Source organism: Enterobacter sp. ECC_219_Taxon_10, assembly GCF_058354905.1.
The window spans coordinates 4,085,180-4,105,300 of record NZ_CM178005.1; the positions used below are offsets into that span (position 1 = coordinate 4,085,180).

The window sequence follows — 20,121 nt, forward strand, 5'->3', positions numbered from 1 at the left end:
AATTATTTCACGGCTTTTTTTTTGAACAAAATTAAATCATGGATAAAGAATATGCAGATTTGCAGTGGCATTAAAAGCACCAGCTTGTGGTACTCCAGTACTCAATAGCTTTGCCAGGAATACGAAATTACCTGTTTGTGGGACGATTTTTATCCGCTTATTGACTGGCATTGGCGTGCCATTTTGCTGCTGTATGCTCAGCGCGATATTGTTTTTCCTCATCACCGAAGAAAGTAAATATCCATTCTTGTCTGATATTCCCTCCCAGCGCATAGCCAGATGGTCCTGAAGTGGGCATGAGTATGATAAGGAGAACTCCCGGGTCGCCAGAACGGTACCCACTTTTGCTTTGTCTGGAATATTCACATCGCCGAAGTTCACCGTTTTGCTTTCAATATGGCAAGATTCTCCGTGCACCCTAACTGGATGCTGTAATGAAATCAGCACCGATTTATTGCCGCCATCTGGGCGTATTACGCCATAAACTCCTGGTTTTATCGTATCTTGAATTTGAAGAACAGATGATGTCTGGACCAACTCGAAAGTAAGACGGGGCGTGACGGGCCAGGGCAGACGGCACCGAAAACCGCCACACCGCAGATTTGTTCTCCAGGGAAAGGGCTGAGTATCAAGATAGAGACGATAGCCAATCCCTGCTACCCCGGTTGCGTAAACCCCTTGGCCATTTTTACTCATGAATCCAGGAAATGCCGTAAGGTGCCCATTGCCATTGCAAATAAATGGCTGTTTATCAGAACCATCATTTAAGCTCATTGTTTTCTGAGAAAGAATGGTGCCGGGCCCTGATGATGAGGAAAGGGTTATGTCTGGCAATGAAAAATCTAGCTTCAGCGATTCAGCCAGGCGACATTCAGCATTCACAGATGCCACTGGGAATGACAGGATAAAAACTATGAATAACCTAATGAGCCATGATGCTTTATCGGCAGATAAGTGATAGTGCATAGAGATGCTTCCTTGATTGTTTTTGGATCTGATATGGCGCCTTGCACTCCTGGTTGGCATCACCCCATTTTGCTGTGATAGCACCCTTAGCAGGTGCGCCGATTAAATAGACATTCCCATTCTCATCAACGATACCTTCGTTACTTTCATCACCAGCAGTGACCGTTGCACCAAACGGTACGGGTGTTCCAGCAGGCGTTACCAGTGTCAGCAAAAGCTTTTGTCCAATATGAGGAGCGAATTCTGCGAGAACAATGGCACCTTCGGTCGGAACACGAAATACAGAGGTATTCCCTAACTCAATATCCGAATCGGTTTCTTTATCTTTACCGATTGCGATACGGTCCTGCCTGTAGGGTTGTAGGTAAGGTACGATGGTATAACCGCGGAAATCGGTGGTCACGCCCGTTTGATTTTCGATTTTCAGCCCAGGGGCATGTTCTGCTTTAATCAGGGCAACAGCATCATTCGGGTTGAAATATTGGCCAGCCGTCAAGCCATATGAAGAACCGACAAGAGAGCCTTTTATCTGGTAGCTTAGACTTTGCTGTTGGGAAGAGTGACTGTAGTTCGTGCGATACTCGCCATAGCTACCTTTATAATCAAGAGCCAAGCCTTGTGAGGTAGTTTGTGAATCACCATTCATCGCACTCAACTCCCAGCTTAATGCGTCGTTTTCTAAGGCATTGCCGTTAAGACCTACGGATTGTGTCGGCGAGCCAGGTTTCTGTAGTAAGTTAGAAAGTGAAATCCATGCATCATCAGAAAAAATTGAAAATGGTATTTGTACGTTAAGAGAGAGCTGCTGATCGGAGCTACCATCACTTTCCTGTGTCCATGCCCAACCGACGTTCAAGCTGGCGCTATTGATCGAAAAGTTATCCGTTAACGATACGCTTTCTTCCGTATTTTTATACCAGTACGCGGTACGAAGAAGCGAAAGTATAACCGTGTTGATTTCGCCAAGAGGCTGGTTAACCGACAGCTGCAGTTGATTCCTCTGGAACATAGAGCCTTCATCAACGTCTTTATCAGAATCGGTGATGGCATCAGGATAAGAAATAAAATTTGGTGCTGGCGAAAATGCCCATGACATCGATAAATCGGTATCCGAGCCGGGAACATTTTTCACATATTGCAGGCGATAATTCTGTCCTTGCGTATCCAGCGTTTCATATGGATGAGCCTGCATAAATTTCATGTCGGCCGAGATCGAACCAAACTGAGCTAAGCCAAGGGCGTAGCCGATATCGAATGCGTGATAGCTGTTTGTTAAAAATGAACCACCAAATACTGTCATATCGGCAGGAAGACCATAGAAAAAAGTCAATTGGCTAAAATTTTCATTTTTAGCGTTACTATTTTTAGTACGACCTGCGTTAAGGCTATATTTCAGAAAACCCTGACGCTGCATTGCTGAAACCGTCCCCCAGGATTGCGTGAAATGGTGCTCGCTTCCGTCCGCCTCGGTGATTTTAACCTTCAACTGTCCACCACCGGTTTGAGGATATAAATCATTAATCAGAAACTGACCAGCGGATACGTAACGCTTATAAATTACACTACCATTCTGACTAATTTCGACCAGTGCGTTTGATGTACGTGCTATCCCACGAATGACAGGCGCATAGCCTTGTGCTTTGTCATCGTACATTGAACTATCGGTAGCAAGAGAAAGACCTGAATAATCAATTCCATCAAAAAGGGAGGTATCGCTGCTGTTATCTCCGATGCTCAATAGCCCCCGAAGTGCGGGAATATCGCGCTGAAGCCAGGTCTTAGTGCTCTCCCAGGATACCGAGCCTTCCGCTGGCTTATCTGCAGTACCCATATTTCGTAAACGCCACGCCCCTATATTTAACCCGCTATTCAGTCGGATGTATTGGTCATCAGCGGTAAAGCTTTTTCCTGAGTCACTTTTCTGGGCACCATTAAAATCATAATTCAGACTTAATGCGGAGATACCGTTATCCCATTGATTTGATGGAACACTGAGATCATCATCAGGCCCGGCTTTCAAATAGGCCTGAGGGATATTGATATCCAGTAAAAGCTTCTTTTCATTAAATGAAAACGTCATCCCATTGAGTTCGCCAGGGAGGGCGTAAGCTTCATTACTGTTAATTTGCTGCTTAAGAAAATAAACACCTAACTCATGCATTTTTGCGACAGTAATCTCAGGTTGTAACTTACCGCTTTTATCTAGCACGAAATTAATGTCGCTGGTGGTTATGAGCTTTTGATTGACGCGAATGGAGACATGGTAAATCCCCCCCTGGCTGTCACTTTTATTGAACTGGCTAATATCAACGTTTTGTGCCGAAATCTGCCCGGTATTTTCGACAGCGGATGAATCAAAAACAAAATCATCAGCCTGTACCCCTAAAGAACAAAGCAGTAGCGTTAGGGCTGAAAATGATAAATGTTGGCTATGAGGCATTTCTTGTTGCAGGCCTTTTATAAGGTTGTTGATTTTTCCGAGGTTATGCCCCCTTGGTCGGTTAACGCGCTCCAGTTTACGGAATGTACAGATGTAGTGACTGGAATTGATTTTTCAGAAAATGGTGAGACCATCAAATTTTTAACGGAACTGTTGGCTTGACTATCAATAGACAATTTATGCAGGGTAACAAAATAGGGAGTTGGGTTTTTTATTGTGACCGATTTCCCATGTTTAGTGAATACTATTTTCTCCCATGCGCTGGCGGCCTCTTCATCAGTCAATTTCTCCGGGCGGTAAAACAATTTCATCGATGAACTGACTGAAACCATGAGGGAACTTGATGAACTTTTGGCTAGTCCGGGAATGGCTTTGAAATTGAAATAAAATATAGACTCCCTATCCTGAGGTAGGGTGCTGGTATCTGTTTTTACGATGTTTATCGTGTTCGTATCTCCAGGATTCATTCGAAACAACGGTGGAGTAACGACAAATGGAATTTTGGCTAAATTGCTGTTGATTTTCTTATCTGTTTTCTCGTTATATGGCGAGAACCAGGATTGAACCAAATAAGGAATATTGTCGCGGTCATATGCGGAGATAGAAAGGCTATCCTGTGATTCATGGTAAATAAACCTGGTGCCGCCCAATGTTACAGAGGCAACAGCTGTATTCAGACATAAGACGCTGGATGCAATAAGGAAAGAAAATGAAAGAATGTAATTTGATTTTAACATAACAAGAAAACCTAATTATAAAAAAACAATTACAACGTGAATTTAAGGTTCATTCAATGTCCTCAAAAGGACACCGACCGCCATTGTATTAACCTTCGATGAGTGGTGTTTCTTTTTTGCATAGAAAGGTGTATCAAAAAGGACACACCCTCCTGTTGTTCTTTCGTGATTAATTTAGCGATAATGCGAACACACCGAGTTTGTGCTGAATTAAAAGTTATTGAACAGGCTTGGATTGCTAATTCAACTTTCATTCGTGAAACGTTGTGTGTTTGAGAATTAATTATCTACTTTATTTTTTTGAGGTTTACATGAAAAAGCAACTGGCTGTAGCCGTAGCAATGTTATTTACTACTGGTATGGGTATGGTTCATGCAGCAGACGGTACAATTAACTTCACCGGGACCGTAACTGCGGATACCTGTACTGTTGCAATCAATGATCAAACTAATCCAACTCTGAACCTTGGCACTGTTAACACTGCAGACCTTGCTGCTTCAGGCGATACTGGCCCGGCGACTAATTTCACCCTGAATCTGACATCTTGCCCAGAAACAGTAACAGGAGCAAGCATTACGTTTAGCGGTAACGCAGACAGTACGCTGAATACCGCGTTCACCAACGAAGCGAACGCAAGCGATGCAGCTAAGAACGTTGGCGTTCAATTGTATGACTCATCTCTGAAAACGGTAACGCCTGACGCTGCCCTGGATGTGACCAGCTTCCTGACCGAGAACGCTGATCAGACTGCAAAATCTGCATCAATTCCATTTACTGCTCGTATGATCGCTGTTGCTGATGTTGCGACTGCTGGTTCTATTATTTCCCACGCTGACTACACCGTCAGCTACCAGTAATAAAATAAGCTTCCCATGGATGAATACAGGGTAAGGATGCCCTGGTTTTTCTATTTCTAATATTAAGAGAGTTTACGCATGAAAATGTCAGTAAAATATTGCTTGCTAACGGCATGTATGTCGTTTGCTGTATCTGCTAACGCTGGCGTTAATATTAATGGCACTCGTTTAATTTACCATGGGGAAAAGAAAGAGGCGTCGATTAATGTGAGAAGTGGAGCAGATGACAAATATCCATACCTCATTCAAAGCTTTGTTGATAATAAAGGACCAAAGGGTGACCAACCTGAAGGCACAGGTAAACAGCCATTTACCGTTACACCACCATTATTCCGCCTCGAACCTGGTGCACAAAATGCGGTACGCGTCATTCGTACTGGTGGTGATCTTCCTACTGATCGAGAAACCGTTTATTGGTTAGATGTTAAGGCTATTCCAGCGAATGATCCAAAGGATGATGGGAAAAATGTTCTGCGTTTTTCTCTTAAAAACAGGGTGAAAATATATTATCGTCCCGCAGGTCTGGCCGATCCAACTATTGATGATTACAAAGCAGTATCATTCAAGATATCGGGTAGCGATTTAGTTGTAACCAACCCAACACCATGGTTTTTGACATTCTATAAGTTAAATGTTGGTTCTAGCCTAGTGAATACTGAATTCACAATGGTTCCGCCACGCGGTACGCATACGTATAAAATCCCGGCGGGTGCATCAGGAAAAGTGACCTGGTCATATATTAATGACTATGGCGCAGCGTCTCCAGTCATGGGGGATGTTTCCAGATGAGTTTAGGTGCTGCAAGACGAAATCAAAATGCAAAAAAAAGATTATATCGATTCAGGCCATTAACCTGTTTGGTGTTAATGGCCTTACAAAGTACCCACTACGCATTTGCCCGGGATGAATTTGATATGGCCGCTCTGGAAACGAGCGGGCCAAAGGTCAACGTTAACCTCAGTCAGTTTGCTAATTCAGGCTCTCAGCTGCCAGGGAGTTATCACGTTGATGTTTATATTGATCATGCGCAGGTAGATACGCGATCGCTGGATTTCGTGCAGAACAAAGACGGTCTTTTGGTGGCGGAGTTGACTCCCGATCTATTAAAAGATTGGGGGGTGAATGTCGATGATATTGATGGCCTTGTCGAAGCGAAAAAAATCGAGGACTTACCAAAATTTATTCCTCAAGCCACTGAAAATCTTGATTATAGTCAGATGCGTTTAGACTTAACCATCCCTCAAGCTTATGTGAATAGTAATGCGCAGGGTTATGTTAGCCCCGAACTCTGGGATGAAGGTATACCCGCCTTATTGCTTGGATACGACTTCAATGGTTCAAACACCTGGCGCAACAATGATAATGCGTCAGGTACCGAAGATAACTATTTTCTGAGTTTACATAGCGGGTTGAATCTGGGGGCATGGCGTCTGCGTAATTACAGTACCTGGACGTATACCAAGACACCTGAAAGTTCAGTTGATGGGTACACCAACAGCGGGGATAGCCAAAACCATTGGGACTCGGTCAACACGTTTTTACAACGAGACCTTCCAGGAATAGATGGGATGCTGACCATGGGCGATGCAACAACGCCCTCTGATGTCTATGATGGGTTCTCGTTCCGTGGTGCACAAATAACATCTGACGATAATATGTTACCGGACAGCCTGCGTAACTTTGCGCCGACGGTGCATGGTATTGCGACCAGCAATGCAACGGTAACGATCCGCCAGAACAACACCGTTATTTATCAAAAACAAGTTCCGCCAGGAGCATTTGAAATTAAGGATTTATATCCTAACTCAACTAACGGTGATCTTGTTGTAACGGTGAAAGAATCAGATGGCCATGAGCATACATTTGTTCAGCCTTTCTCCAGCGTGGCAATTATGCAACGTGAAGGTCATCTGAAATATGCATTTACTGGCGGCGAATACCGCAGTAACTCGGAAGGTGACGAACCTAAGTTTGGCCAGCTTACTGCGGTTTATGGTCTTCCGCATGACATGACCATCTATGGCGGAACTCAATTATCCGACAATTATCAGAACGGATTGGCTGGTTTAGGCTTTACTCTGGGGGATATTGGTTCTCTTTCCGTGGATACGTCCTATTCCTCTGCAGATTTAAGTACTGGCGAACATAAAAATGGGGAATCTTACCGTGCGCAATACTCGAAAAGTGTGCTGAGTACGGGCTCCACCGTGACGCTTGCAGCATATCGGTATTCCACCAAAGGCTATTATAGTTTTCAGGATGCCGCCGATCTACAGGTAAATAATGACTTAACTGATGACGAAAACGAGAATAATGATTTTAACCTCACCAATAACAAACGCTCGCGCTGGCAGGCGTCTTTAAGCCAGGACCTTCCCGAAGATTGGGGACAAATTTATCTTAATGGCTACCAGCAAGATTACTGGAGCGATAATGGCTATGAAAGAAATCTAAGCGTTGGTTATAACAATACATGGTCCGGAATTAGCTATGGGGTTACCTACAACTTTACCAGCATGCCGGATATGGAAAACGATCATCAAATCGCAATGAATATTAGTGTTCCCCTGGATAAATGGCTACACGGTGCTTATGCCTCATACAATACGAATACGAACCGTCATGGTGATACCACACAGCAGGTAAGCCTGTATGGTTCAGCACTTGAAGATGGAAATCTTAACTATACCCTGATGGAAGGCTATCGAAATCATGAGGATTCTGGCTCGAATGGATCCGTTAACCTGGATTATACCGGCAGCATGGGTGAAGCTAACGTGGGTTATAACTACGATCCTGACAGCCATCAGGTTAACTATGGCTTACAGGGCGGAGTTGTTGTCCACCAGCATGGAGTGACACTCTCGCAGGCGCTTAACCAGGATATCCAGTCCATCGCGTTGGTCAGCGCACGAGGCAGTGATGGTACAAAAATCCTTAACGGCACGGATGTCAGAACTGACTGGCAGGGCTACGCCGTGGTTCCTTACCTTACGCCGTATAAAAGAACCATGGTCAATCTGGATACGGGTACCCTTGCAGAGAATGCTGATGTAGACAGCTCGTCTGTTAATGTTGTCCCAACGGAAGGGGCGGTAGTTCTGGCGAAATTTAATACCCATATTGGCGCCCATGCGTTAATTCGTTTGCAGCATCAGGGTTCAGCCATTCCTTTCGGTGCGACGGTAAGCCTGATTCAGGATGATAGCGTGACAGGTATTGTGGGTGATGGTGGCGATGTCTATTTGACCGGTGTTCCAATGGAAGGTGATTTACTGGTGCAGTGGGGTAAAGAGGCGAATACCCAATGTAAGGCAAAGTTCGCGTTACCAGAGAATCAATCTAATTCCAGCGTGATTAATGTCAGTGCCGTTTGTTATTAAAAATAAAACACCGCCACTGGCAAGCAAGATAAAGGTAAACAAATGAAAATTAAAAATAAACAGCGAAATTATATCCATGCGGGAAGAGGTTTATTTTGTCTGACCGCCATTGCTATTTATTTTTTAGCTGCACCCGCTTATGCGGCAAGCGCTGCAACCTGTACGGCTAATGAGGCGATGATACCAATGTTTTCTTTGAGCGGAACTGTCACTTTCCCTCCGGATATCGCCATAGGGGCTCCAGCTAGCTTCGGTTCATATACGACCAGTCAGGTGACTGGTCTGGTGACGTGTAAATATTCAGGTGATACCTCTGCTAACAGAGAACTTGATTATATGATCGGTTCGGATAACAGCATTGCTGGCACATACCAGGACAGGACCACGTTTGATACAAATCTTAAAGGCCTTGGTATACAACTCGGCGGTTCTTTTGGTTTAAATTCTACCTATTCTGCGGATACCCAGAACATACCTGGCACTTGGATTTCTGGGGGTGATACGAAGAGCGGAGGTATCGCCAAGATATCAAGTTCAAATGAAACGGTAACCATTGATACAACTGTGCAGATGTATTTCGTTAAGACAGCCGGAGACGTTGCGAGTGGCACTGCCTCAGGTCAAGTAGGTTATGTGAGAATTATGCCTGACCGCGTACCTGCTAATTTAATAACAGTACCTATTGTTCTTGCGGGAGTAACGGTTGCTGCCTCCGGCTGTGATGTGAGTAGCACTAAAGAGATCAATATTGTACTTGATGATGTACAGAAGAGTGATTTACCTGATGTGAATAGCACATGGGGCCAAAGCAGTCCGCAAAATATCCAGCTTGCCTGTAGTAAAGGCACCTCGGTAGGCATTACGTTTTCAGGCACCCAGTCTTCTGATTCAGCGGATGCAAGCGTATTGCAAAATAATGGTTCAGCCCAGGGTATTGGCGTTCAGCTGTTAAAATCTGATGGTACGCCCTATGTGCTAGGCACCCGAGTTGCAGTCAGTAGCTCCTCCGGCGAGACCGTTAACATTCCAGTATCGGCACGTTATATCCGAACGGGGGATATGGTCGCAGGGTCTGTCACATCAAGTGCGACTTATACCTTAGATTATGAGTAACATTAAGCGAAACTATGATGAAAAAAATCGGGTTTACTCTATTTGGTGTGTTGTCTATTTTAACTTTAGCCAGGGCTTATGCTGGCACGGGATATGAAACGGGAACGGTGAATGTTACCGGGAATCTCTTGCCATCTACGTGTAGTATATCGGGTGTAACGGATTTAACGTTCGCTCTAGGTAACGTTTCAGCGTCAGACCTGCCTGGAGTCAACTCTACCTTTGGTCGTACAGAGCAAAGTATTAATTTAACATGTACTACTGAGACGGGCGTGTATATGACCGTCAACGGAGATAGTATAGCCGATTCACCGACGGTTATAGAAAACAAAGGCACGGGGAAAGGTGTTGGGCTTCAATTGCTTGATGTATCTAACAGTGATAATCCCATTTCGCTAGGGCAGCGTTGGATGGTTATTCAAGCCTCTGAGGGAAGTGCAGTTATTCCTCTTGCCGCACAATATATTCGCACTGGGTCAATAAGCAGCGGTACGGTGACAGCGTCAGTCACTTACACTTTAGATTACCAATAGTATAAATATTACATAACATAGATATTTATATATATTATTATCTTCCCAGAATAAAAAACCACCTCATCGCAGGTGGTTTTTTATTCTTCAATACGCACCCGGTAACTTAGATACTGAAGTCAATTTACCTGAATTGATTGTGATATATTCTCCTTTTTTAAGATCCATAAGGATTTTCATAATTCGGCTTCTGGAAAGCCCCGTTCTTTTTTGTATAAAAGAAGGTAGATTAATGTTAGTTCTATATTCTTCAGGATAAGACCATACCTCGAGTATTATGTTTTTAATTTTAAGGTAAGAATTGTTTTTTAAATTCTCAGATTCTCTATCTATCATGAGCATAAGACGATGTGCCAGAATTCTGGCCACATCGTGCCAAAGGTTTTGTGCATCTATTGCGGCAACAAAATCCTGAAGTTGTACAAAAAATAAAGTGATATCCGTTTCGGCACATAAATTAACCTCTTGAGATAATGTGTTTGGAATCTCATAAAATGAGGAATAACCATGAACAAGGCCCAGGATCGATGGCGGATAAACGGTAGAGGAATAAAGTCCGCTACTAGCATATGTCAGCGTAGCAATACCCTCAGCGAACAATATAACCCCTTTACTCCCTTTTTCTTCATTTAGCTTGTAATTTTTATTTTTTGGAATTATTATTTTTTGGCTGTATGGCAAAAGAGCCACGAATAATGAGTCAATTGATTTCATAGGTTTAGTTTTCATAACAAAACTATACTTATGATCAAATTCATTATTATCGCTTATATGAGTTGCCACTTTTAAAAATTCTCCTTGCCGTTGACACAAAGATAATAGTACACCAGTGATTGAGCAATAACATTGATTAAATCAAGGTTATGATGCAACTTTAGTACATTGTTTAATATTTTCCATTTTATTTTGCTTATGCATTAACATAATCTGAAATAAGGTTATGTATACAAAATACTGCTGATGTTAATTGTTTGTTGTAATTTGAAAATGCTATTCAACGCCTGGGGCGGTACTCGCGGTGAGCCACGCTGGCCGGTACATCTCAACAGTCTTACGGGCAACAACTCCCTGGAACGAATGACCGCACTATTTGCGGCTGCAGATAACACGCCCTGCGTAACCTGCTGGCGTGCGCATTGCACGTAATCAGGGCTCAGTTGTACTCTATCTGTGCTTAACAGCATGTATGCATCCCGCTGCTTGTATAGAAAAACCAGCCTACGGGCTGTTTTTTTGCTTTCTGGGGTTCCCTCCCCCTCTGCAACCTATTAATCCTTCACCACAATCAGCGGCTCGATATCGCTCTCTTTTTTCACCACCAGCGAATCGTCGCCGCGCAGGCAGGTCCCGCCGTAGTTTCCGCCCACGGTAAAAGTGCAGACCTGAATGTACTTGCCGTCGACGTTCGGCAGACACCACAGCTGCTGGTAGATGTTTTTACGGTCAACAAACTTGCCGCTGGATTTATCCAGCAGCTCGTCCTGGGCGCTGATGAGATCGATATTGCTGCCGCAGCGGCCGGCAATCGGCTTAACGGCGTATCCGGTCTGCTTCAGCAGGTCGTTAACCTCAAAATCGGTATCGAGCAGGTAGCGGTGGTTCGGGAACAGCTGCCACAGTACCGGAAGAATCGCTTTGTTACCGGGAATAACGGTCCACAGCGGTTCGAAGACCAGCACCTCCGGGCGCAGCAGAACATCAATCAGGCGCACCTCGCCCTCAGGATGTCCGGTGCGGATCGGCACGGCGGCGTATTCGGTTTCGCTCACCTCGCGGATCTGCTCTATCGCCGTTTCCCACGCCCAGGTTTTCCACACGCAGTTGACGTGGCGGCCCTCGTCGTCAATCAGCTGCCCGGCGGCATCCCAGCTCAGCGCACCCAGCCCGTGCAGGATTTTAGTCTCGAACCCGGCCTGTATCAGCGAACGCTGAATAAAGAGCGCGTGATAGTCCTCTTCCACATCGTTGTCCTGCATGATGTGGACGAACGGCCGCGCGTGGCTGTGCTTCCATGCGCCGGTAAGCTCTTCCAGCAGCCCTTCTGCCGGGTTATGCCCGTTGCCGCGATAGCCGTTTTTCACCCACTCTTCAAGAATGAGCCCGCCTTCAGTGTGACAGGACGCGGAGTCGGCGTTGTATTCGTAAACCTTAATGCCGCGCTCATCCATACAGAAATCCATACGACCGGTGATCATATGGTGGCGACGCCACTGCCAGGAGAGGCGCAGGCGCGGCCAGAGGATTTTCGGGATGTCGAACAGCGCCAGCAGGCTGTCGTCTTTCAGCACTTTGTCGGTGGCGTGCAGGTACATCAGATGCAGTTCGTTGGTGGCCTTGATCAGCTCCTGCTCGGCGCTTTCGGTGATGGTGAAATACTGGCAGGGATCTTTGTTGATTACATGACCGTTCGCGCGGATATACGCCTGCTGAAGCGCATCGTCCTCGTTGAGCCATTTCCCGTCGAACTGACGTTTGTTTTTCAGCCGCGCGCCGCGGATTTTCAGCAGTTCGCCGTCAGGTTCAGGCTGGGGAATGCTGTGCTCCGTGTCATCCGTCTGGATCATCCAGCCGAGAATTTCGGTATCGCTGAAGGTGTCATGGAGGGTGTAGCAGCCGTTTTCCACGGTCATGCGCAGCTCCCGCGTCCACTGCTGCCCGAGCGGCAGTGGGGAGTGAATCACGTTCTGCTCCGCAATACGCACCTTATCGTCCAGAAGCTGGGTAATCACCGCCACGTGGCCGGTCTCGTGAAACTCTCCGCCCTTTTGCCAGATCAGCAGCGCGCCCGCGCGCGGCGCGCGTTTTGAGCCATTGGCAAAAGCCTGAAGGGGCAGAATGTTATCGTTCACCACCTGGCGTAAAAAGCGCAGGGAAAAGATCTCCCACGCCATGCCGACGTCGGTAAACACGAAGCCATAGTTGAGAAACAGGAAACGGCGGGCAAACTCAACACACTGCCACTTGTGGCCCATGTATTCGTTGCCGATATAGCTGCGAAAATCCGCGTCTTCGGGGTATTTGCGCGGATCCAGACTGCCGTAATTTGAAGAGTAAATCGCCACGCCACCGGGCGCATAGCCTAACAATGTCCCAAATGGCGCATCACTGCTTAACGTTCCTTTACGCATGTATCCAACCTAAAACAGGCAGGCGGCAATTTTTTAAGGGTTGTCGTCGTCTGCACGTTGTAATTAACCTGACAGAGGAGGATTTATCATACACCTACACTGACCGTTGCGCTCACATCGTTAAACGGTCGCTTCATCTCCTGCTAAACTCCCTCAACACATCACTCAAAAGGCAGGCCAACATGTCAGACAACACGTATCAGCCACCCAAAGTGTGGGAATGGAAAAAGAACGGCGGCGGCGCATTCGCCAACATTAACCGCCCAATTTCCGGTGCAACGCATGAGAAAGATCTGCCCGTGGGCTCCCACCCGCTGCAGCTTTACTCTCTCGGGACACCGAACGGCCAGAAGGTGACGATCATGCTCGAAGAGCTGCTTGCGCTGGGCGTGACGGGCGCGGAGTATGACGCGTGGTTGATCCGCATCGGTGAGGGCGATCAGTTCTCCAGCGGGTTTGTAGAGGTGAACCCGAACTCGAAAATTCCGGCGCTGCGTGACCACTCCACGAACCCGCCAACACGCGTCTTTGAATCCGGCAATATTCTGCTTTATCTGGCAGAGAAATTTGGTCACTTCCTGCCGAAAGACCCGGCGGGACGCACCGAAACCCTGAACTGGCTCTTCTGGCTGCAGGGTGCGGCGCCGTTCCTCGGCGGCGGCTTTGGCCACTTCTACAACTATGCGCCGGTAAAAATCGAGTACGCAATTGACCGCTTCACCATGGAAGCCAAGCGCCTGTTCGACGTGCTGGATAAACAGCTGGCGCGCGGTCGCTACGTCGCGGGTGAGGAGTACACCATCGCGGATATGGCGATCTGGCCGTGGTTCGGCTGCGTGGCGCTGGGCAGTGTCTATAACGCCGCCGAGTTCCTGGACGCCGAAAAGTATACCAACGTCCAGCGCTGGGCGAAGGACGTGGCGAACCGCCATGCGGTTAAGCGCGGTCGCATCGTTAACCGCACCAGCGGCGAGCTGAACGAGCAGCTCCACGAACGCCACGCGGCGAGCGACTTCGAAACCAATACGGAAGACAAGCGTCAGGCGTAACGTTCCGCCGGGCGGAGCCCCGCCCGGCAACCGGGATCCTTACCCAGGGCATGATTCGCCTAAAGGTTGAGTCGGTATTGCTGGCACTATCTGGACGTTTTTCTCCCCTCAGCGCGAGAAACGACGTATCAACCGACAGCAGTCACAAAGGATCTGTTATGAAACTTATTAAAACAACGCTGGTTATCAGCGCCCTCATGTTTTCCACCTCTGGAATGGCCATCGACAAAACCGCTGCCGGCGCGGTAGCAGGCGCTGCCATTGGCGCAGCCACGGGCAAAGATCTGAAATCGACCGTGGGCGGTGCCGTGGTGGGCGCAGGTACGGGGGCGATGTTCAAAAAAGGCGAAAAAGGCAAAGACGCACGTAAGGGCGGTGCCGTGGGTGCCGTCGTTGGCGCGGGTGCGGCTGCGGTGACGGGCAATAGCGTGCTGAAAGGTGCGGCCGTTGGTGCGGGCACGGGCGCGCTGATTGGTGAAGCGACGCACTGATAGGGTGTTCTACCTTGTGAACCAATATGAATAATAAACCCAGCGATCGCGCTGGGTTTTTTGTGTTGTCTGAATCAGATACGCGCACGTTCGAACAACCGACGCACGGCTGGCGTTAACCCAGTCATATGAATGCAGGCGTGCACCATGCCCGGCAGCCGTTCGCAGCGTACTGGTACCCCCGCCTCGTCAAGCCGCCGCGCATACGCTTCAGCCTCATCGCGCAGGGGATCGTATTCACAGCTCAGGATGGTTGCCGGCGGTAACCCCCTCAGCGAGGCCATATGCAGCGGTTCGGCACAGGGATGACGACGGTCTCCCAGATAATGTTCCCAGCAAAACGCCATCGCATCACGCGTTAAAAAATAACCTTCAGCAAATTCACAATAGCTTTCGGTCGACATCTCGCGACTTAACGCCGGGTAGAGCAGCAACTGATGCTCTATATGAGGTCCGCCGCGATCCCGGGCCAGCAGCGTTGCCGCGGCAGCAAGATTACCGCCTGCACTGTCACCGCCCACCGCCAGACGGGTCGCATCTATCCCCAGAGCTGCGGCCTGTTCACTGGCCCAGCACAGTGCCTGATAAACATCTTCTAACGGTCTTGGAAAGGGGAACTCCGGCGCCAGACGGTAATCCACGGAGAGTATTTTCCGGCCAGTAGCATTAGCCAGTGCCTGACAGGGCCGATCGTACAGCGACAGCGACCCCAGACACCATCCGCCGCCGTGAGCAAACAGCATTGCAGGCTGCGCGATATCTGCGTTTGAGGCAGCAGGCGTATAGGCGCGAAGGCCGATAGCGTAGCCATCATCAGCGATAACAATGTAATGTTGAATGGCGTCACCGGTTTCCTCCTCGCCCTGTAGCCGCAACAAACCCACGTCGGTGGCGACACGCAGGTCGGCTAACGACGCTGGCTGTGGCGCGCCCGATGATGCAGCCAGAAAGTCAGCAATGTGTTTATCAAGCGGCACGATCGGTGTCCTCTGAGAGAAAGGGTACAATCAGCCCAATAAACGCCTCATAGCACTCTTCGGTAATAAAATGCCCGCAGTCAGCCACCGTCTCGCCCCGTAGATCCAGGGCATTACCCTGCAGGGTTGTCAGCGGCGCATCGCGCGTCGCATGTTCCGCTCCCACCGTCAGTACCGGCATGGTTAAAGGCGTTTGCGCGCGGAGCTGGTTTTGCCTGATGGTTTCCGGGATCGCACGATAATAGTCAAAGCCTGCACGCAGTCCTCCCGGTGTCGAATAGGCGTCGATATACACCTGAGCAGCCACCCGCTCCCGGCGATGTGCCCAGCGGTCGAAAATAAAGCTGAGATAGTGTGATTCACGCCCGCAGGTCAGGGTTTCGGGTAAATCCGCCAGCTGATTAAACATGAAATGCCAAAGAAAAATGTTCTCTTCCGGTGCGACGAAAATCGGCGGCGGAGGAGCCAGGCCTGGGATAACCGCTTCGGTCAGCACAAGACGCTCCACCGCATCAGGAAAATCGCTTGCCATGGCGTAACCAACCCACATGCCAATATCGTGGCCCACTATGCGGTACTGTGAATGCCCCAGTTGCGCCATCAGTGTATGCAGGATGGCGCCAACGCGTCCGGTGTCATAGCCGTCGCGCGGTTTATCGGAATCCCCGATGCCGGGTGGATCAACCGCTATCGCCTGAAACCCCGCCTGCGCCAGCGCCTGCATGACGTAGCGCCACGTATACCAGGTTTGAGGCCAACCGGGTATCAGCAGGACCGGATGACCTTTGCCCGCTACGACGCAGTGAATACGTTGTCCATCCACTTTCGTATAGACATGTTCTGCCCTGAGATCCTGATTCAGGATCCCATCATATTGCTGTTCCATAAGAATTCCCTGTGATGTGACGGTTTAGCGAATGCCGAGTAATGCGTTGATTTGCTGAGCATTGACCGGAGCACCGGCGAAGTCATCGAAGACTTTATCGGTGATGTGTATAATGTGGTCGCGGATGAACGCTGCCCCTTCTCTGGCACCGTCCTGCGGGTTTTTCAGACAGCATTCCCACTCCAGGGTTGCCCAGCCAGCATAATCGTATTGGGTCAGCTTCGAGAAAATAGCCCTGAAATCAACCTGACCGTCGCCCAGTGAGCGAAAACGCCCTGCGCGTTCGAGCCATGACTGATACCCACCATAAATCCCCTGACGACCGGTTGGATTAAATTCAGCATCTTTGACGTGAAACATGCTGATAACGTCCTTATATATATCAATAAATTCCAGATAGTTAAGCTGCTGAAGCACCATGTGGCTCGGGTCAAAAAGTATCCGGCAGCGTGGATGCGCCTTCACCCGCTGATAAAACATTTCAAACGTCACGCCATCGTGCAGATCTTCACTCGGATGAATTTCATAGCACAGGTTAATGCCATGTTCGTCGCAGGCGTTGAGCACCGGCATCCAGCGTCTGGCCAGCTCGTCAAAAGCGGTTTCAATTAACCCTTCCGGGCGCTGCGGGAACGGGAACAGATAAGGCCATGCCAGCGAGCCTGAGAATGTCCCCAGATCGCTGAGACCAAGCCGGGCGGAAGCCTTCACCGCCATCAGCAGCTGTTGCCGTGCCCACTCGCCGCGTGCTTGCGGGTTGCCGTGTATTTCCGGCGGCGCGAAGCTGTCGCACAGGCTGTCATACGCCGGATGGACCGCCATTAGCTGGCCAAAGATATGGCTGGTCAGCTCACTCACGACCAGGCCATGTTCCGCCAGCATGCCGGTAAGATCGTCACAATAGGTCTGGCTTTCCGCCGCCGTCGAAACGTCGAACAGCCGACGGTCCCAGGCCGGGATTTGTAATGCCTTAAAACCGGTTTCCGCGGCCCACCGGGCTATTGTCGGTAAACTGTTAAACGGGGCAACCTCGTCACTGAACTGTGCGAGATGAAGAGAGGGTCCTTTGAGGGTTTTCATCGTAAACTCCTATTGTTTGTCGATTGACAAACAATAGGAGTAAAATCAGTTAACCGCAAGCAAAACTTATAAATTCATTGGTAATCCCAACGAATTAAGCGATCCTGTTTGCAGTGAACAGAAGACAAACCGGAGCAACAAAATGGCAGGAAGACCGCGCCAGTTCGATCGCGACCAGGCGCTTATCAAAGCGCGTAACCTGTTCTGGCGACAAGGGTACGAAGGGACCTCAATGTCAGATTTGGTGGCTGAGCTGGGCATCGCTTCGGCGCGCATTTACAAGGCGTTCGGTTCAAAAGAACAGCTCTTTCGGGAAGCGATTGCTCATTATGAAAACGAAGAAGGCAGCTTCGCGGATCGCGCATTAACCACCGAGGGTGATGTACGGCAGGCAATCAAAACGCTGCTGAGTGATGCCATTACGCTTTATAGCCAACCTGGCAAGCCGCATGGGTGCATGGTGGTTGCTACAGCCGCTAGCGTCAGTGCGGAAAATGACGGCATTAAATCCTGGCTGGCTGAGCATCGCCTGCAGCGCACGCAGCAGATCATTGACCGGCTGCGGCTGGCGGTGCAAAACGGTGAATTGCCCGAAACGACCGATCCTGACAGTCTGGGAGACTTTTTTGCCGTCTTTTTACATGGCTTATCCGTTCAGGCTCGTGACGGCGTGCCGTCATCACGATTGCTGGCGTCCGCTGAGCAGGCGATGAGCATCCTGCCGCCCAAAGAGTGAGATCCAACAGACGAAAAAGCAGAAAGGCCGCACGGAGCGGCCTTAGCAGAAGGCTCACGCCGTCAGGCGGAACTTTTGCACCGAGCGCTGAAGCTCTTCGGTCTGGCGCTCAAGCGCCGCCGCTGCCGCAGAAACCTCTTCAACCAGCGAGGCGTTCTGCTGAGTGACGCCGTCCATCTGGGTAATGGCAATCCCGACCTGCGAAATGCCCTTGCTTTGCTCCTCAGAAGCCGATGCGATTTGCTTCATAATGGTCGTCACTTCCGTCACGTCGCGCAAAATCGCATCCATAGTGGTGCCCGTGTCGCCCACCAGCTGCGCTCCCTGCTCGACGCGGGTAACGGAATCAGCGATCAGCCCCTCAATTTCTTTTGCCGCGTTGGCGCTGCGGCTTGCCAGGTTACGGACTTCACCCGCCACCACGGCGAAACCACGCCCCTGCTCGCCCGCGCGTGCGGCTTCTACGGCCGCATTGAGCGCCAGAATATTGGTCTGGAAGGCGATGCTGTTGATCACGTTGGTGATTTCAGCAATTTTCTTCGAGCTTTCCGAAATACCGCTCATGGTGGTGACTACCTCTTCCACCAGCGAGCCGCCGCGGCTGGCGGTGGTTGAGGCCACATCGGCAAGCTGGCTGGCCTGACGCGCGCTTTCCGCGTTCAGTTTCACGGTAGCGGTGAGCTGTTCCATGCTGGCAGCCGTCTCTTCCAGCGCGGCAGCCTGCTCTTCGGTGCGGGAAGAGAGGTCGTTGTTGCCGCTGGAAATTTCCGTCGCGCCGCGCCAGATATTTTCACTGCCGGAGCGGATGGTGCTGACGGCTTCACGCAGGCTGTCCTGCATAGCGCTCAATAGCGGCACCAGCTGTCCCACACAGTTGCGGCCGAAAGGCTCAATGGGCTGGCTGAGATCGCCCTGGGCAATCTGGCGGAACTGCTGGCGAATACGCTCCAGCGGTTTGACCAGCATCGCCACCAGGTAGCGGTCGGTAAAAAGCAGGATCAGCAGGCCGATAATGGTGGCGACAATAATGACCGTGCGGGTCATGCTGGTCAGGCCGTCGACCACCACGCGGGTGCTGTCGAGCGTCTTCGCCGCGGCATTGTTGAACTCCTCGGCGGCCGCACCGAACGCACGGCTCAGCGGCGGAGTGACGTTGTTGGCCTGCTGGCGGTAGCCGTCCAGGGTCGCCTGCTTCGCCTGCTCCATTTGCGGCGTCACGCCCTGCTCAAGCAGCGCCTGCCAGGCGCCGATCACCCGGGATGAGATCTGCTCATCCATCGGGCCTGGTGAGATCGCCTTCATCTCGACCAGTTTTTTACCCATGTTGTCCAGCGCCTGTTGGGCAGAGGACAAATCCGGCGTGCCGCCAGCGGCTTTGACCTCCATGGCGCGGCTCAGACGGGTGACAAAGCGGAAATACTGATCGTTGCCCTGGCTGAGCACCATCATCTGTTTGACCAGTTGGCGATCGACTTCATTACCATCTGATACCCGTGAAAGGGACCAGGTGCTGTACAGCCCGACGCCCGCCCACATTAAACAAAAGATTCCGAGGATCGTCAGCATGACGAAACGGATCGTGAAATTACGAAGCATATTCATAAGTCTTCCTTGCCGTGAGGGTGAATTCGCCCAGAGGCGAGTGCTACTCTCGTTATCGGCAGGGTGCAGGGAAATTATAACGTTTTGTGATTATTTTTAGTTAGCATGGCTTCACAGGTAACGCAGTCATGGTTAAGCATTAC

At 49.5% G+C, this 20,121-nt stretch carries 17 protein-coding genes; 8 read left to right on the plus strand and 9 right to left on the minus strand.

The features are described from left to right. Nucleotides 1-36: 36 nt before the first annotated feature. From AC4ICF_RS19370 to AC4ICF_RS19380, 3 genes are read right to left on the minus strand one after another with little or no spacing between them, the layout of a single operon-like run. Nucleotides 37-966 carry a fimbrial protein gene (locus AC4ICF_RS19370; protein WP_316379943.1) on the minus strand — a complete coding sequence of 310 codons (930 nt, stop codon included), beginning with the start codon at nt 964-966 and terminating at the stop codon, nt 37-39. Continuing rightward, nucleotides 941-3,406 carry a fimbria/pilus outer membrane usher protein gene (locus AC4ICF_RS19375; RefSeq protein WP_316379942.1) on the minus strand — a complete coding sequence of 822 codons (2,466 nt, stop codon included), beginning with the start codon at nt 3,404-3,406 and terminating at the stop codon, nt 941-943. The genes AC4ICF_RS19370 and AC4ICF_RS19375 overlap by 26 nt, the downstream gene beginning before the upstream one ends. Nucleotides 3,407-3,423: 17 nt before the next feature. Next, nucleotides 3,424-4,143 carry a fimbrial biogenesis chaperone gene (locus tag AC4ICF_RS19380; protein WP_316379941.1) on the minus strand — a complete coding sequence of 240 codons (720 nt, stop codon included), beginning with the start codon at nt 4,141-4,143 and terminating at the stop codon, nt 3,424-3,426. Nucleotides 4,144-4,454: 311 nt separating this feature from the next. On the opposite strand from AC4ICF_RS19380, the gene AC4ICF_RS19385 reads away from it, so the two are divergent. The 5 genes from AC4ICF_RS19385 (at nt 4,455) to AC4ICF_RS19405 (ending at nt 10,029) form a co-directional block, all read left to right on the plus strand. Further along, on the plus strand, nt 4,455-5,000 hold the full coding sequence (locus tag AC4ICF_RS19385) for a fimbrial protein (protein WP_316379940.1): 546 nt from the start codon (nt 4,455-4,457) through the stop codon (nt 4,998-5,000). Nucleotides 5,001-5,078: 78 nt separating this feature from the next. Beyond that, nucleotides 5,079-5,789, plus strand: a complete 711-nt coding sequence (locus tag AC4ICF_RS19390; protein WP_316379939.1) for a fimbrial biogenesis chaperone — start codon at nt 5,079-5,081, stop codon at nt 5,787-5,789. Further along, complete coding sequence (locus AC4ICF_RS19395; RefSeq protein ID WP_320719866.1) at nt 5,786-8,383, plus strand: fimbria/pilus outer membrane usher protein; 2,598 nt, start codon at nt 5,786-5,788, stop codon at nt 8,381-8,383. The genes AC4ICF_RS19390 and AC4ICF_RS19395 overlap by 4 nt, the downstream gene beginning before the upstream one ends. Before the next feature lie 42 nt (nt 8,384-8,425). Next, nucleotides 8,426-9,496, plus strand: a complete 1,071-nt coding sequence (locus tag AC4ICF_RS19400; RefSeq protein WP_316379937.1) for a fimbrial protein — start codon at nt 8,426-8,428, stop codon at nt 9,494-9,496. 14 nt (nt 9,497-9,510) lie between these two features. Beyond that, nucleotides 9,511-10,029, plus strand: coding sequence for a fimbrial protein (locus AC4ICF_RS19405; RefSeq protein ID WP_316379936.1), 519 nt, complete (start codon nt 9,511-9,513; stop codon nt 10,027-10,029). An 87-nt stretch (nt 10,030-10,116) separates the two neighbouring features. Here AC4ICF_RS19405 and AC4ICF_RS19410 read toward each other — a convergent pair whose 3' ends face one another. Further along, nucleotides 10,117-10,812, minus strand: coding sequence for a winged helix-turn-helix transcriptional regulator (locus AC4ICF_RS19410; RefSeq protein ID WP_316379935.1), 696 nt, complete (start codon nt 10,810-10,812; stop codon nt 10,117-10,119). A 485-nt stretch (nt 10,813-11,297) separates the two neighbouring features. Further along, nucleotides 11,298-13,157: a bifunctional glutathionylspermidine amidase/synthase gene (gss, locus tag AC4ICF_RS19415; protein WP_316379934.1), complete on the minus strand. Its 1,860-nt coding sequence runs from the start codon at nt 13,155-13,157 to the stop codon at nt 11,298-11,300. Between the two features lie 182 nt (nt 13,158-13,339). Between gss and yghU the strand changes: the two genes are divergently transcribed. Together yghU and AC4ICF_RS19425 are read left to right on the plus strand one after the other, a co-directional pair. Next, entirely contained in the window at nt 13,340-14,206 is an 867-nt protein-coding gene (gene yghU / locus AC4ICF_RS19420) for a glutathione-dependent disulfide-bond oxidoreductase (protein WP_045403966.1), read from the plus strand. A 158-nt stretch (nt 14,207-14,364) separates the two neighbouring features. Further along, the gene (locus AC4ICF_RS19425; RefSeq protein ID WP_116342019.1) at nt 14,365-14,697 is read left to right on the plus strand and encodes a glycine zipper domain-containing protein; all 333 of its coding nucleotides are present in this window, start codon (nt 14,365-14,367) and stop codon (nt 14,695-14,697) included. Between the two features lie 74 nt (nt 14,698-14,771). Here AC4ICF_RS19425 and AC4ICF_RS19430 read toward each other — a convergent pair whose 3' ends face one another. Genes AC4ICF_RS19430 through AC4ICF_RS19440 form a run of 3 tightly spaced genes read right to left on the minus strand, consistent with a single transcriptional unit; the run spans nt 14,772 to nt 17,640 of the window. After that, a complete protein-coding gene (locus AC4ICF_RS19430; protein ID WP_316379933.1) occupies nt 14,772-15,674 on the minus strand; it encodes an alpha/beta hydrolase in 903 nt (300 codons plus the stop codon). Further along, on the minus strand, nt 15,664-16,560 hold the full coding sequence (locus AC4ICF_RS19435; protein WP_116342022.1) for an alpha/beta fold hydrolase: 897 nt from the start codon (nt 16,558-16,560) through the stop codon (nt 15,664-15,666). Before AC4ICF_RS19435 ends, AC4ICF_RS19430 begins: the two co-directional genes overlap by 11 nt. A 24-nt stretch (nt 16,561-16,584) precedes the next feature. Continuing rightward, nucleotides 16,585-17,640 (minus strand): sugar phosphate isomerase/epimerase family protein, encoded by a 1,056-nt coding sequence (locus AC4ICF_RS19440; RefSeq protein WP_316379932.1) that lies wholly within the window; start codon nt 17,638-17,640, stop codon nt 16,585-16,587. A 142-nt stretch (nt 17,641-17,782) separates the two neighbouring features. Between AC4ICF_RS19440 and AC4ICF_RS19445 the strand changes: the two genes are divergently transcribed. Further along, the gene (locus AC4ICF_RS19445) at nt 17,783-18,376 is read left to right on the plus strand and encodes a TetR/AcrR family transcriptional regulator (protein ID WP_116342028.1); all 594 of its coding nucleotides are present in this window, start codon (nt 17,783-17,785) and stop codon (nt 18,374-18,376) included. 54 nt (nt 18,377-18,430) lie between these two features. Here AC4ICF_RS19445 and AC4ICF_RS19450 read toward each other — a convergent pair whose 3' ends face one another. Beyond that, nucleotides 18,431-19,978, minus strand: a complete 1,548-nt coding sequence (locus AC4ICF_RS19450) for a methyl-accepting chemotaxis protein (protein WP_163329677.1) — start codon at nt 19,976-19,978, stop codon at nt 18,431-18,433. Between the last annotated feature and the right edge of the window lie 143 nt (nt 19,979-20,121).

Bases quoted from the DNA above. Each gene is read 5' to 3' on its own strand.
- AC4ICF_RS19370 (WP_316379943.1), bottom strand. From the start codon at position 966: ATGCACTATCACTTATCTGCCGATAAAGCATCATGGCTCATTAGGTTA.
- AC4ICF_RS19375 (WP_316379942.1), bottom strand. From the start codon at position 3,406: ATGCCTCATAGCCAACATTTATCATTTTCAGCCCTAACGCTACTGCTT.
- AC4ICF_RS19380 (WP_316379941.1), bottom strand. From the start codon at position 4,143: ATGTTAAAATCAAATTACATTCTTTCATTTTCTTTCCTTATTGCATCC.
- AC4ICF_RS19385 (WP_316379940.1), top strand. From the start codon at position 4,455: ATGAAAAAGCAACTGGCTGTAGCCGTAGCAATGTTATTTACTACTGGT.
- AC4ICF_RS19390 (WP_316379939.1), top strand. From the start codon at position 5,079: ATGAAAATGTCAGTAAAATATTGCTTGCTAACGGCATGTATGTCGTTT.
- AC4ICF_RS19395 (WP_320719866.1), top strand. From the start codon at position 5,786: ATGAGTTTAGGTGCTGCAAGACGAAATCAAAATGCAAAAAAAAGATTA.
- AC4ICF_RS19400 (WP_316379937.1), top strand. From the start codon at position 8,426: ATGAAAATTAAAAATAAACAGCGAAATTATATCCATGCGGGAAGAGGT.
- AC4ICF_RS19405 (WP_316379936.1), top strand. From the start codon at position 9,511: ATGATGAAAAAAATCGGGTTTACTCTATTTGGTGTGTTGTCTATTTTA.
- gss (WP_316379934.1), bottom strand. From the start codon at position 13,157: ATGCGTAAAGGAACGTTAAGCAGTGATGCGCCATTTGGGACATTGTTA.
- yghU (WP_045403966.1), top strand. From the start codon at position 13,340: ATGTCAGACAACACGTATCAGCCACCCAAAGTGTGGGAATGGAAAAAG.
- AC4ICF_RS19425 (WP_116342019.1), top strand. From the start codon at position 14,365: ATGAAACTTATTAAAACAACGCTGGTTATCAGCGCCCTCATGTTTTCC.
- AC4ICF_RS19435 (WP_116342022.1), bottom strand. From the start codon at position 16,560: ATGGAACAGCAATATGATGGGATCCTGAATCAGGATCTCAGGGCAGAA.
- AC4ICF_RS19440 (WP_316379932.1), bottom strand. From the start codon at position 17,640: ATGAAAACCCTCAAAGGACCCTCTCTTCATCTCGCACAGTTCAGTGAC.
- AC4ICF_RS19445 (WP_116342028.1), top strand. From the start codon at position 17,783: ATGGCAGGAAGACCGCGCCAGTTCGATCGCGACCAGGCGCTTATCAAA.
- AC4ICF_RS19450 (WP_163329677.1), bottom strand. From the start codon at position 19,978: ATGAATATGCTTCGTAATTTCACGATCCGTTTCGTCATGCTGACGATC.